Raw genomic sequence first — 12,330 nt, forward strand, 5'->3', positions numbered from 1 at the left:
CCCGGCGGGCGGGCGGGGCAGCCGTTTGTTCGGGCGGGCCCGAGTGCTTGCCCTCGGGCCCGCCCGAATCGCTTGCCAAGGGTGTTGGAGCTCTTACGGGTGGCCTGGCCGGGCCACCCGAAGGTTGTTGTGCTTGGGGCGGGTGGGTGGGGAGATCTGGTGTTCGGGCGGCCCAGCGTCTTCAGATGCCGGGCTGCTGGTCTCCCAGGTTTCCTGGGTCGGTCTCCGGTATGTGTTCCGCCCCGCCGCGATGTGATCGCGGCGGGGCGGAAGGCAGCCGGCGCCGGGGGCGTCCCGGGTCCTGCGCAGGAAGTCGGCCCCGCCGACTTCCTGCGCAGGGTCAGGAGCGGCCGCGGAGGTTGCGGAGGTGGGTGGCGATGGGGGCGAGGGCTTCGTACATGGCTTCGAGTTGGGCCGGGGTGAAGCGGTCGATGTAGTGGGCGCGGACGCTGCGGACATGGTCGGGGGCGACGCGCTGCATGGTCTCCCAGCCCTGTTCGGTGAGGTGGGCGTAGAGGCCGCGGCGGTCGCCGGGACAGTCCTGGCGCAGGACGAGGCCGGCGTTCTCCATGCGGGTGATCTGGTGGGAGAGGCGGCTCTTGGACTGCAGGGTGGCGGTCGCGAGGTCGGTCATCCGCATCCGGTGGTCGGGGGCCTCGGAGAGGACGACGAGGATCTCGTAGTCGTTGATCGCCAGGTTGTGGGGCTGGAGCTCACGGCTGAGCTGGTACTCCAGCAGCTTGGCGACCTCCAGATGGGCGCGCCACATCCGCTGCTCCCCGGCGGTCAGCCAGGGAGTCTCCTCCTCGGGTTTGGCCGGAGGAGTGTCGGCGGTGTCGGTCGTGTGCGTATCCATGGCGTCCACCATACCCGATTTAGTTAAATATTGTACAAGTTTACAGGCCGAAACGACGCCCGAGTTCGCCAAGGTTACCGAGCCCCGGTTGGGCGGGCACGGAACCCGCGTGCGCAGAGCCCGTCGGGACGCCCGCCTCGTTCTCGACCACGCCGACCGCCCGTTCCGCCATCAGCTGCTCGCTGGACTGCAGCAGCACCTGGCCGGCGCCGATGAACTCGAACTGGTGCTCCTCGCCGGAGGCCCCGCCGATGCCGGTGAGCCGGCGCAGGCCCCCGACCACCCCGTGGAGGTACTCGTGGTCGTAGTGGTGGCACGGCGCGGGGCAGTCCGCCCAGCCGACCAGGGCCTGAGGGTCCACCCGGATCGGCGGCTCGACGAAGTGCACCGGCCCGTTGGAGGCGGCGACGAAGCGGCCGGTGCCCAGCAGGGTCAGGAAGCCGGGGATGATCGACTGCTTCAGCCGCAGCGTCGGGTCGAAGGCGAGCAGGTTGCCGGAGCGGACGGTGAGGTTGCCGTCGTCCAGGTCGTAGGAGTTGAGGTCGAAGGAGCGGTCGGCGAGCAGCAGCTTGCCCCGCCCCTGGGCGACCACCCAGTCCGCCGCGTGCATCGGGGAGTTGAAGTGCATCCCGAGCATCCGGTCGATCATCCCGGCGCCGACGCCCCGGAAGGTGATGTCGCCGTAGTAGGCGATCATCTTGCCCTTCTGGAGGAAGTAGGAGCCGTCGAGTTCCACCGAGAAGGCGTACGGGCTGACGTTGTCGTTGACGGGGAGCGAGTACGCGTCGTGGACCGCCGGGGCCTCGACCTGGGCGGCGTACGGCTGCCCGGCGGGCTTCGGCGGCACGGGCGGGACGACGAAGCCGGGCTGCGTCGGCTGGTCGTGGTACGGGGACGACGGCGGCGGTGGCGGTGGCGGGTAGGACGACATCAGAGCTTCTCCTCGCTCGCCTGGACGAACACCGTTCCCTGGCCGGACAGTTCGAGCTGGAACGCCTCACCCGACCCCCGACCGACCATCTCGCGCCATCCGATCGCGGTGGACAGCTTGTTGCGGACGTCGCCGCGGTGGCCCACGTACGCCTGGGGGTCGACGTGCACCGACTGCCCGGGGAGGATGGGCAGTTCGAAGACGCCGCCGTGGGCCAGCACCGCGGCCGAGCCGTGGCCCTCCAACCGGGTGGTGAACAGGCCCTGCCCGCTCACCTGGCCGCGCACCATGCCCATCACCCCGCCCTGGGAGCCCAGGAACACGGTGGACTGGCGCAGCGTGCCCTCGAAGGCGAGCAGCCGGTCGGCCTCGACGAACAGGGTGTCGCCCGCCAGGTCGATGACGTGCACGTGGTGGCCGCCGTGGCCGAACATCACCCGGCCCTGGCCCTCGACGGTCATCAGCGGGGTGTCCTCGTTGGCGACCCGGCGTCCGATCATCGACATCACGCCGCCCTGCCCGCCGGTGATGTTCGGCGTGAAGCGGACGTCCCCGGTGTACGCGAGCATCGCGCCGCGCTGACTGAACAGCCGCTGACCGGGCTGGACGTGGGCCTCGATCATCTTGCCGTTGATCCGGGTGAAGGCCATCAGACGTCGCCCCCGAGGGTGGTCTTCTCCGAGGGCTGGACGTACACCAGGCCCTCGCCGGTGAACTCGACCTGGACGGCCTCGCCGCCGCCCTCGCCTATCACCGTCGTCCAGCCCGCGCCGGACTTCAGCGCGCGGTGGAGGTTGCCGGTGTGGGCGACGTACGCGCCCGGGTCGACCCGCAGCGGCATGTCCCGGCCGACGCGCAGGATGACGGCGGGCCCGTTGGAGGTGAGGGCGGCCCAGCCGTGGCCCTCGACCTTGGTGGTGAACAGGCCGTTGCCCGAGGACATGCCGTTCAGCCCGGTGAAGCTGGTGCCGGTGTGCAGACCGGCCTCCGTGCAGAGAAGGTTGTCCGCCTCGACGTACAGCGCCTCGCCGGTCAGCCGCACCAGGTTGATCTCGGTGGCCCGGTCGGCGAAGTAGCAGGTGCCCTGCCCCTTCACCTCCATGACCGTCATCTTCTCGCCGGTCAGCCGGCGGGTGACGACCCCGCGCAGGCCGTCCCCGCCGCCGGTCATCTTCTTGAAGGTCATCTGCCCGGTGTACGCGACCATCGAGCCGTGCCGGGCCTTGACCGCGTCGCCCGCCAACTCGACCGCGAGTACCCGCGATCCCTGGAGTCTGAACTGTGCCACGGCCGCAATCTAGCGGCAGCGGCCGCGGCACGGGGAGGGGGCATGCCCCCAGGGGGTTCGGGCCGGGGGTTCGGGCCGGGGGTTCAGGTACGGGCGTGTGCGCCGTGGCCGGGGCGGGGGACGGTGCCCGCCGCCTCCTCGACCTCCAGGAGGGAGGCCGAGTGGCGCTCCGCCTCGAAGGCCACCACGCCGCCGCGCAGGCCGAACAGGCGCTTGGAGAGCATGATCCAGAGCACGGCGGCGATGTTCAGCAGCAGCGTGCAGATCTTGAGCGGGCTGACGTGGTGGCTCAGCTCGTAGCCCTCGAGCGGCAGGAAGGCGGCGGTGGCGACGACCGTCAGGTACTCGGCCCAGCGCTTGTTCAGCCAGAGGCCGACCGCCTCGACGATCTCGACCAGCGCGTACGCCACCAGCGCGCCGGCGACGATCAGCAGGGTGCTCTTCTTGTAGTCGAAGGTCTTGCGGACCGTCTCGACGATCGGCGCGTGGTCGAGGTCCCAGTGGAAGTGCTCGGTGACGGGCTTGAAGACCGTGAGGTTCTCGTCGAAGACCCGGTGCACCGCGTCCTGGCTGTTGGAGAACTTCCACACGCCCCAGGCGATCAGGATGATCACGATGCCGCGGATCACCCGCTCGACCGCCAGGAACCGCAGGATGAACAGGTCGCGCAGGGCCTTGCCGCGCGGCACCAGCGGGGCGTTCTCGGCGGGGCCGGAGCCGTGCGGGTTGCCGAGGGCGAAGTCGCCGCAGCGCAGGCAGCGCCAGGCGTCGCCGAGGGCGGTGGCGGCGTGCAGCCGGGCGGCGAGTTCGGGCTCGGCGGGCCGGTACGTGATGTGGCCGCGCTTGGCGCAGGTCCTGCGGTCCCAGTCCCTCTTGAACATCTGGTGGCTACCCCCGTGTGCGTTGCCTCGTGGACGCCCGGATCGGTGGGCGCGCGGGCAGCAGGATAGGGGCTGCGGGTGACGGGGCGCTGCGCCAGCGGGGCTTCTGGCGCAGGTCTGTGACATCGGGCACGTGGGCCCACCCCGGCCGGGGGTTCGGACATGTGCTCGGTGATAATGACCCGGAGCTTGTGAGTCGGTTCACAAGTGATCACCGACCCCCCGCAGTGAGGTATCCATCGTGAACAGCAGCGCCGTCCACCGCCTGCGCCTGGTCTCCGTCCCCGAGGGGATCTCGTTCATCCTGCTGCTCACCTGCTCGGTGCTGAAGCGGACGACCTCCTTCGACGCCGTCCCGGTGATGGGCATGGTCCACGGGATCCTGTTCATCCTGTACGTGGTGTTCTGGATCCAGGCGTGGCAGACGCAGAAGTGGGAGCCCAAGCGCGGCATCCTGCTGTTCGTCCTCTCGGTGCTGCCCTTCGGCGGTTTCTTCGCCGAGAAGACCCTGGGCCAGGAGGAGCGCGGCGAGCTGGAGCCCGCCACCGCCTGAGCGCCCCCGAAACGCACGGTCGACAGGCTGCCACGGCCTCCTCTCCCAAAGGGCCGCGGCAGCCTGCCGCCGTTTTTCACCGGAAGTGGCTCATGAGGGGAGTCAGTTGACGTTGACGCCGCTCCAGGCGGCGGCGACCGCCTTGTACTCGGTGCTGGTGGCGCCGTACAGGTCGCTCGCGGCCTTGAGGGTGCCGGTGCGGGCGGCCTTGTAGTTGGTGGTGGAGGTGAAGTAGACGGTCAGCGCGCGGTACCAGATCGCCGCGGCCTTGTCCCGGCCGATGCCGGTCACCTTCGAGCCGTTGGAGGTCGGGCTGTCGTAGTTGTACCCGTTGATGCTCTTCGCACCACTGCCTTCGGCCAGCAGGTAGAAGAAGTGGTTGGCGACGCCCGAGGAGTAGTGGACGTCGAGGTTGCCGACGCCCGAGTACCAGGAGTCCGCGGACTTGCCGTCCTTGCTGGGCTTGTCCTGGTAGCGCAGCGGCTTGCCGTTGCCGAACAGGTTGATCTTCTCGCCGATCCAGTAGTTCGGCGGGTTGGCCGGCAGGTTGGCGTACCACTCCACCATCGTGCCGAAGATGTCCGAGGTGGCCTCGTTGAGGCCGCCGGACTCGCCGGAGTAGTTGAGGCCCGCGGTGGCGGAGGTGACGCCGTGGGTCATCTCGTGGCCGGAGACGTCGATGGCGGTGAGCGGGTTGTTGTTGCCGGAGCCGTCCCCGTACGTCATGCAGAAGCAGGAGTCGTTCCAGAACGCGTTGACGTAGCTTGCGCCGTAGTGGACGCGGCTGGCGGCGCCGACCCCGTTGTTCTTGATGCCGCTGCGGTTGAAGGTCTTCTTGTAGTAGTCCCAGGTGGCGCCCGCGCCGTACTGGGCGTCCACGGCGGCGGACTGGCGGTTGGAGGCCAGGCCGTTGCCCCAGCTGTTGCTGGTCGAGGTGAAGAGCGAGCCGCTGCCCGAGGTGGCGCCCTTCAGGTCGGTGGTGGACTGGTTGCCGCGGGTGGCGTCCTTGAGGGAGTACGTGGAGCCGCTCTGCGTGGTGGTGAGCGGGACGGTGCCGACGTTGACGCCCTTGCCGGTGCCGGCGGCCGTCTGTATCTCCTCGTGGGTGGAGAGCACGGCGCCGGTGGCGGCGTCGGTGACGATCTGCTGGCTGCTCGGGGTGCCGTCCGCCCGCTCGCCCGTGACGGTGGTGCGGTGGGCCAGGCGGGGGGAGCCGTCCACGGCCCAGACGACCAGCTGGGCCGCGCCGGCGCCGTCGACGCGTACGAGGTCGGCCGCGTCCTCGTCGTCGGAGAGGCCGATGGTGGCCCGGACGGCGGCGAGGGCCTGCTCGGAGGCGTGGTCGGCGGCCAGGCCGGGGGAGAGGGTCGGCAGGGACAGCCGGCCGGCGAAGGCGCGGTCGACGGAGCCGACCGAGCCGTCCGGGCGCTGGTGGACGACGAGGTCGCCGCCGATCACCGGCAGGCCCGCGTAGGTGCGCTCGTAGCGCAGGTGCCGGGTGCCGTCGCGGTCGGCCACCACGTCCTTGACGACCAGGCTCTCCCGGCCGTCGAGGCCGATCGCGCCGGCGATCCGGCTGCTCTGGCCGTCTGCGGACGCGAGCAGCGAGGACTGCTGCTGCTCGGGTGCCGGGGCCTGGTCGACGGGAACGGCGGCGGCCTGGGCGACGCCGGCCAGCAGGGCGGCGACGGTGAGCGCGGCGGTGGCTGTCAACTGACGCTTCACGTAGGGGGGTTCCCTTCCATGAGGCCCGCGTGTGGGCGCGGGTGCGCCGCCTACCGGGGCGCCGGTCGGCGCCCTTGGGGGCGGTGGGGCGCGGACGTGCTCCTCCCGTGCGGCGCCTGACGCTCCGCCGGTGGGTGGGGCGGCGGAGGTCGGACGGGAGCGTGGTCATAAGCATGACAACCGAGGACGGGAATGGACAGACCGCGAACGGGATTGGCCAGGAATCGTCAGTAACGGAACGTCGCCCGGACGGGCGGACGCCCGGGGCCTCCCCTCCACGGGGACCCCGGGCGTCTCTACTGCCGTGAGCCGTACGTCAGTTGACGTTCACGCCGCTCCAGGCCGCAGCCACCGCCGCGTACTCGGCGCTGCTCGCGCCGTACAGGTCGGAGGCGGCCTTGAGGGTGCCGGTGCGGGCCCCGGCGTAGTTGGTGGTGGAGGTGAAGTAGACGGTCAGCGCGCGGTACCAGATCTGCGCGGCCTTGTCGCGGCCGATGCCGGCGATCGAGGAGCCGTTGGAGGTCGGGCTGTTGTAGCTGAACCCGTTGATGGTCTTCGCGCCGCTGCCCTCGGAGAGCAGGTAGAAGAAGTGGTTCGCCACGCCGGACGAGTAGTGCACGTCCAGGCTGCCGACCGAGGGGGACCAGGAGTCGGCCGAGCCGCCGTCCTTGCTGGGCTTGTCCATGTAGCGCAGCGGGGTGCCGTCGCCGTTGAGGTTGATCAGCTCGCCGATCCAGTAGTTCGGCGGGTTGGTGGGCAGGTTGGCGGAGAACTCGACCATCGTGCCCATGATGTCCGAGGTGGCCTCGTTGAGGCCGCCGGACTCGCCCGAGTAGTTGAGCGCGGCGGTCGCGGCGGTGACGCCGTGGGTCATCTCGTGGCCCGCCACGTCGATCTCGGTGAGCGGGGCGGAGTTGCCCGAGCCGTCGCCGTAGGACATGCAGAAGCAGGTGTCGCTCCAGAACGCGTTGACGTAGTTGGAGCCGTAGTGGACGCGGCTGAGCGCGCCCTTGCCGTCGTTCCTGATGCCGTTGCGGCCGAAGGTGTTCTTGTAGAAGTCCCAGGTGGCCGCCGCGCCGTACTGCGCGTCCACGGCGGCGGACTCGCCGTTGGCGACGGTGCCGTCGCCCCAGGTGTTGGTGGACTTGGTGAAGAGCGTGCCCTTGCGGGTCGTGTTCTTCATGTTCTGCGTGGACTGGCCGCCACGGCTCGCGTCCTGCAGCGAGTAACCGGTGCTGGTCTGGGTGGTGGTCAGCGGGACGGTGCCGACGAAGACGCCGGTGCCGCTGCCGGCCGCGGTCTGCACCTGCTCGTGGGTGGAGAGGACCTGGCCGGTCGCGGCGTCGGTGACGAGCAGCTGGCTGCTCGGGGTGCCGTCGGCGCGCTCGCCCTCGACCGTCGTGCGGTACGCCAGGCGCGGGTTGCCGTCGCTCGCCCAGATCACCAGCTGGGCGGAGCCGGTCTGGTGCACGGCCTTGATCGGGGACTCGTCCTTGTCGGCGGCGACGCCCACGGTGGCCTGCACGGCGCCGGTGGCCTGCGCGGCGGCCTGGTCGGCCGGGATCTTCGGGGTGAGGCTCGGCAGGCTCAGCTGGGCGCCGACCGCCTTGTCGACGGACTCCACGGCGCCGGTGACGCTCTGGTGGACGACCAGGTCGCCGCCGAGCACCGGCAGGCCCGCGTAGGTGCGCTCGTAGCGCAGGTGGCGGGTGCCGTCCCGGTCCACGACGGCGTCCTTGGCGACGAGCTTCTCCTGGCCGCCGAGCTTGAGGGCCTTGGCGAGCTGGCCGGCGTCGGAGGGGGCGCCGGTGGGGCCGGCCTGGGCGGAGCCCGCCTGGACGATGCCGGTGAGCAGGGCGGTGGCGGAGAGTACGGCGACTGCTGCGAGCTTTCGCTTCACTGACGGGTCCTTCCGGGAAACCGCGGTCGGGCGCGGTCGCACCTCGTCCCGGGGAGCCGGGCTCGGCCCCTGAGGGGCGGGACGGGCGCTGACGTGCAGTGACCCCGCGCGGCCGGACGGCCGGCCACCGGTGGGTGGGGGTGGTGGCCTGCCTGGCGGGGTTGGCGGAAAGCATGACAATCGAGCAAATCAAATGACAGGTCTTGTTCATGGATTGGCCAAGTCCCGCCAGCGACGCGTTATGTGAACAGGGGGACGAAACGGGGCGAACCACCCCGGCCGTTCGGCGGGTTACCGGCCGAATCCCGGCCTGGTACAGGGCAGTTCGAGCGGGTGGTCGGCAACTCCCGTGCGAGGTGGCCGGGTTGCCGTGCGTTCACACCGGTGCAATGTCCTGGTATGGACCTGGCCGCCCGATTGGCGGGATCCCGCCACGCGTCGCGCTTGTCCACCATCAGGACGGCTGGTAGCCCACGTACCGTGCGCCGGTACGGTAAGGAGGTGGCCAAGCCCCTCGCACTCGACTTCGACCCGATCGCCCGCGCCGACGAACTGTGGACCCGCCGATGGGGCGGAGTGCCCTCGATGGCGGCGATCACCTCGATCATGCGCGCCCACCAGATCCTGCTGTCCCGGGTCGACGCGGTGCTCAAGCCGTACGGGCTGACCTTCGCCCGGTACGAGGCCCTGGTGCTGCTCACCTTCAGCCGCACCGGCGAACTGTCGCTCTCCAAGATCGGCGAGCGGCTCATGGTCCACCCCACCAGCGTCACCAACACCGTCGACCGCCTCGAGCGCGCGGGCCTCGTCGCCCGCCGCCCCAACCCGCTGGACGGCCGGGGCGTGCTCGCCTCGATCACCGAGCGCGGCCGGGAGGTCGTCGAGGAGGCGACCCGGGAGCTGATGGGGATGGAGTTCGGGCTCGAGGAGTACGGCCCCGAGCAGTGCCGCCAGGTGTTCGAGCTGCTCAGGCCGCTGCGGGTCGCCGCCGGGGACTTCGCCGACCCGGACGAGGGGGCTGAGGGGGAGCGCGCGTGAAGGCGGCTACCCTCGATGCCATGAAGCAGAGTGTGCTGACCCGCTACCGGGCCATGGCGTATGTCACCGGTGTCCTCCTCGTCCTGCTGACCGCCGGTGTGATCGCCAAGTACGTGCTCGGTATCGACGGCGCGTCCGGATTCACCACCGCGGTGGGCTTCGCGCACGGCTGGCTGTACGTGGTCTACCTGGCCTTCGCCTTCGACCTGGGCAGCAAGGCGAAGTGGCCGATCGGCAAGCTGGTGTGGGTGCTGCTGGCCGGGGTCGTCCCGACCGCCGCCTTCTTCGTCGAGCGCAGGGTGTCCCGCGAGGTGGCGCCGCTGATCGTCGCTCCGGAGCCCGTCTCCGCCTGATCGCCCGGCTTCCGGGGCCCCACTCCCTCCGGGGGAGTGGGGCCCTCGGCGTTCCCCGGTTTTCCAGGGGTTCTCCGGCGCGCCTCCAAGACGACCGTCGACAACTACTAGGACGTCCGAGTAAATTAGTAGGACGTCCTATCACTGTTTGCCGCCCGGTGCCGAGGCGGCCGCACGGAGCGGAGTTCTGGCATGGACGCCGAGGAGATCGAGCGCGGACGTCGGCGCTGGCAGGAGCGGTACGACAAGGCCCGCAAGCGTGACGCGGACTTCACCACCCTGTCCGGCGACGACGTCGAGCCGGTGTACGGCCCGCCCGCCGGGCAGCCGTACGAGGGTTTCGAGCGGATCGGCTGGCCGGGCGAGTACCCGTACACCCGCGGTCTGCACCCGACCGGCTACCGCGGCCGGACGTGGACCATCCGCCAGTTCGCCGGCTTCGGGAACGCGCAGCAGACCAACGAGCGCTACAAGATGATCCTGGAGGCGGGCGGCGGCGGCCTCTCCGTCGCCTTCGACATGCCGACCCTGATGGGCTACGACTCGGACGACGCCCGCTCGCTCGGCGAGGTCGGCCACTGCGGCGTCGCCATCGACTCCGCCGCCGACATGGAGGTGCTGTTCGACTCCATCCCGCTCGGCGAGGTCACCACCTCGATGACGATCAGCGGCCCGGCCGTCCCGATCTTCTGCATGTACCTCGTCGCCGCCGAGCGCCAGGGCGTCGACCCGGGGGTGCTCAACGGCACCCTGCAGACGGACATCTTCAAGGAGTACATCGCCCAGAAGGAGTGGCTCTTCGCCCCCGAGCCGCACCTGCGCCTCATCGGCGACCTGATGGAGCACTGCGCCCAGGGCATCCCCGCCTACAAGCCGCTGTCCGTCTCCGGCTACCACATCCGCGAGGCCGGGGCCACGGCCGCACAGGAGCTGGCCTACACCCTCGCGGACGGCTTCGCCTACGTGGAGCTGGGCCTGTCCCGGGGCCTGGACGTGGACGTCTTCGCCCCCGGCCTGTCCTTCTTCTTCGACGCGCACCTCGACTTCTTCGAGGAGATCGCCAAGTTCCGCGCCGCCCGCCGGATCTGGGCCCGCTGGATGCGCGACCGCTTCGGCGCCAAGACCGACAAGGCGCAGTGGCTGCGCTTCCACACCCAGACCGCCGGCGTCTCGCTCACCGCGCAGCAGCCGTACAACAACGTGGTGCGCACCGCCGTGGAGGCGCTCAGCGCCGTCCTCGGCGGCACCAACTCGCTGCACACCAACGCCCTCGACGAGACCCTGGCGCTGCCCTCCGAGCAGGCCGCGGAGATCGCGCTGCGCACCCAGCAGGTGCTGATGGAGGAGACCGGCGTCACCAACGTGGCCGACCCGCTGGGCGGCTCCTGGTACGTCGAGGCGCTGACCGACCGGATCGAGCAGCAGGCCGAGGTGATCTTCCAGCGCATCCTGGACAAGGGCCGCGAGGACCACGAGATCGGCCCGATCACCTCCGGCATCCTGCGCGGCATCGAGGAGGGCTGGTTCACCGGGGAGATCGCCGAGGCGGCCTTCCAGTACCAGACGGCGCTGGAGAAGGGCGAGAAGCGCGTGGTCGGCGTCAACTGCCACCCGCGCAGCGTCACCCCCGAGCTGGAGATCCTGCGGGTCAGCCACGAGGTCGAGCGCGAGCAGGTCCGTGTCCTGCGTGAGCGCAAGGCCGCCCGCGACGACGCCGCCGTCCGCGCCGGCCTGGACGCCATGCTCGCGGCCGCCCGCTCCGGCGAGTCGATGATCCCCCCGATGCTCGACGCCGTCCGCGCCGAAGCCACCCTCGGCGAGATCTGCCACGCCCTCCGCGACGAGTGGGGCACCTACCAGGAGAACGCGATGTTCTGACCCCCGAGCCACGCCCTCCAGCCGCTGCCCGCCCCCACCAGGGCGGGCAGCGGCCTGTGCGCAGGAAGTCGACCCAGCCGACTTCCCACACACCTCTTTGACCGCCGTCCCTGTTGGGTTCGCCGGCCCTGGCTTTCCTTCGGGTGGCCCGGCTGAACCGGCCGGGCCACCCGAAAGCGCGATCGGGCCGCAGTATCTGCGCGTGCCCGTGGGGGCTCTCGAAGGTGGCGGGGGTCAGGCGAGGGCGAGGGGGCCGAGGAGGAGGTCGGTGAAGCGGCGGGTCCAGGCGGGGGTGATGGGTTCGCCGCTGACGAGGACGCGGTGTTCGACGGTGCCGGCGATGGTGTCGAAGATGATGTCGACCTCCTCGCAGGCGGTCGTGTGGTCGGCGTCGGAGGCGAGTTCGCCGCGGGCCTGGGCGGCGGCGCGGCCCTGGCGGACGAGGCGCTTCTGCGGGTCGACGATCGACTCGCGGATGCGGCGGCGCAGTTGGGGGTCCCGGGTGCCCTCGGCGAACAGGGCGAGCAGGGCGGCCTGGGTCTCCGGGCGGGCGAGCAGGTCGGCGAACTGGCCCACGACGGCCTCGATGTCGGCGCGCAGGCTGCCGAGGTCGGGCATCTCCAGTTCGTCGAAGAGGCTGGCGACGGCGTCGACCACCAGCTCGTTCTTGGACGGCCAGCGACGGTAGAGGGTGGTCTTGGCGACCTTGGCGCGGGTCGCGACGTGGCCCATGGTGAGCCCGCCCCAGCCGAGTTCGGCCAGGGCCTCGCGGGTGGCGTCGAGGATCGCGCGGTCGGCGGCGGCGCTGCGCGGGCGGCCCTTGGCACGGGAGGCGGCCTCGGGGCGGGAGTTGTCCGGGCTCTCGGGGGGCTGGGCGGCCGACACCGGGGCCTCCTTGCGCTTTACTCATGGGTAACTTGGGTGGGG

The 12,330-nt window shown here is 70.8% G+C and carries 12 protein-coding genes; 4 read left to right on the forward strand and 8 right to left on the reverse strand.

The features are described from left to right. Nucleotides 1-340: 340 nt before the first annotated feature. The 5 genes from IH61_RS0110840 to IH61_RS0110860 all read right to left on the reverse strand — a co-directional run bounded on the left by IH61_RS0110840 (nucleotide 341) and on the right by IH61_RS0110860 (nucleotide 3,956). Entirely contained in the window at nucleotides 341-856 is a 516-nt protein-coding gene (locus IH61_RS0110840) for a MarR family winged helix-turn-helix transcriptional regulator (protein WP_078911001.1), read from the reverse strand. Between the two features lie 40 nt (nucleotides 857-896). After that, nucleotides 897-1,787, reverse strand: coding sequence for an AIM24 family protein (locus IH61_RS0110845; RefSeq protein WP_078911002.1), 891 nt, complete (start codon nucleotides 1,785-1,787; stop codon nucleotides 897-899). Then, nucleotides 1,787-2,437 (reverse strand): AIM24 family protein, encoded by a 651-nt coding sequence (locus IH61_RS0110850; protein ID WP_031068201.1) that lies wholly within the window; start codon nucleotides 2,435-2,437, stop codon nucleotides 1,787-1,789. The genes IH61_RS0110845 and IH61_RS0110850 overlap by 1 nt, the downstream gene beginning before the upstream one ends. Next, nucleotides 2,437-3,075, reverse strand: a complete 639-nt coding sequence (locus IH61_RS0110855; RefSeq protein ID WP_031068203.1) for an AIM24 family protein — start codon at nucleotides 3,073-3,075, stop codon at nucleotides 2,437-2,439. The genes IH61_RS0110850 and IH61_RS0110855 overlap by 1 nt, the downstream gene beginning before the upstream one ends. 83 nt (nucleotides 3,076-3,158) lie before the next feature. Then, on the reverse strand, nucleotides 3,159-3,956 hold the full coding sequence (locus IH61_RS0110860) for a DUF2127 domain-containing protein (protein WP_031068206.1): 798 nt from the start codon (nucleotides 3,954-3,956) through the stop codon (nucleotides 3,159-3,161). 241 nt (nucleotides 3,957-4,197) lie between these two features. Here IH61_RS0110860 and IH61_RS0110865 point away from each other — a divergent pair, with 241 nt between their 5' ends. Then, entirely contained in the window at nucleotides 4,198-4,509 is a 312-nt protein-coding gene (locus tag IH61_RS0110865) for a DUF3817 domain-containing protein (protein WP_420713882.1), read from the forward strand. Nucleotides 4,510-4,611: 102 nt separating this feature from the next. On the opposite strand, the gene IH61_RS0110870 is transcribed toward IH61_RS0110865, so the two are convergent. Both IH61_RS0110870 and IH61_RS0110875 read right to left on the reverse strand, forming a co-directional pair. Further along, nucleotides 4,612-6,234: a M4 family metallopeptidase gene (locus tag IH61_RS0110870; protein ID WP_031068210.1), complete on the reverse strand. Its 1,623-nt coding sequence runs from the start codon at nucleotides 6,232-6,234 to the stop codon at nucleotides 4,612-4,614. A gap of 316 nt (nucleotides 6,235-6,550) precedes the next feature. Continuing rightward, entirely contained in the window at nucleotides 6,551-8,134 is a 1,584-nt protein-coding gene (locus IH61_RS0110875) for a M4 family metallopeptidase (protein ID WP_031068211.1), read from the reverse strand. 501 nt (nucleotides 8,135-8,635) lie between these two features. On the opposite strand from IH61_RS0110875, the gene IH61_RS0110880 reads away from it, so the two are divergent. The 3 genes from IH61_RS0110880 (at nucleotide 8,636) to IH61_RS0110890 (ending at nucleotide 11,403) form a co-directional block, all read left to right on the forward strand. Then, nucleotides 8,636-9,172 carry a MarR family winged helix-turn-helix transcriptional regulator gene (locus tag IH61_RS0110880; RefSeq protein ID WP_031068214.1) on the forward strand — a complete coding sequence of 179 codons (537 nt, stop codon included), beginning with the start codon at nucleotides 8,636-8,638 and terminating at the stop codon, nucleotides 9,170-9,172. A gap of 20 nt (nucleotides 9,173-9,192) precedes the next feature. Beyond that, entirely contained in the window at nucleotides 9,193-9,525 is a 333-nt protein-coding gene (locus IH61_RS0110885; RefSeq protein WP_031068217.1) for a DUF3817 domain-containing protein, read from the forward strand. Between the two features lie 192 nt (nucleotides 9,526-9,717). Beyond that, on the forward strand, nucleotides 9,718-11,403 hold the full coding sequence (locus tag IH61_RS0110890) for an acyl-CoA mutase large subunit family protein (RefSeq protein ID WP_031068219.1): 1,686 nt from the start codon (nucleotides 9,718-9,720) through the stop codon (nucleotides 11,401-11,403). 234 nt (nucleotides 11,404-11,637) lie between these two features. Here IH61_RS0110890 and IH61_RS0110895 read toward each other — a convergent pair whose 3' ends face one another. After that, nucleotides 11,638-12,288, reverse strand: coding sequence for a TetR/AcrR family transcriptional regulator (locus IH61_RS0110895; protein ID WP_031068221.1), 651 nt, complete (start codon nucleotides 12,286-12,288; stop codon nucleotides 11,638-11,640). Between the last annotated feature and the right edge of the window lie 42 nt (nucleotides 12,289-12,330).

This window comes from Streptomyces sp. NRRL WC-3742 (assembly GCF_000720635.1).
Classification (GTDB): domain Bacteria; phylum Actinomycetota; class Actinomycetes; order Streptomycetales; family Streptomycetaceae; genus Kitasatospora.

What these genes read in the sequence shown, in the direction of transcription:
- IH61_RS0110840 (WP_078911001.1), bottom strand. Translation starts at nt 856, where the DNA reads ATGGATACGCACACGACCGACACCGCCGACACTCCTCCGGCCAAACCC.
- IH61_RS0110845 (WP_078911002.1), bottom strand. Translation starts at nt 1,787, where the DNA reads ATGTCGTCCTACCCGCCACCGCCACCGCCGCCGTCGTCCCCGTACCAC.
- IH61_RS0110850 (WP_031068201.1), bottom strand. Translation starts at nt 2,437, where the DNA reads ATGGCCTTCACCCGGATCAACGGCAAGATGATCGAGGCCCACGTCCAG.
- IH61_RS0110860 (WP_031068206.1), bottom strand. Translation starts at nt 3,956, where the DNA reads ATGTTCAAGAGGGACTGGGACCGCAGGACCTGCGCCAAGCGCGGCCAC.
- IH61_RS0110885 (WP_031068217.1), top strand. Translation starts at nt 9,193, where the DNA reads ATGAAGCAGAGTGTGCTGACCCGCTACCGGGCCATGGCGTATGTCACC.
- IH61_RS0110890 (WP_031068219.1), top strand. Translation starts at nt 9,718, where the DNA reads ATGGACGCCGAGGAGATCGAGCGCGGACGTCGGCGCTGGCAGGAGCGG.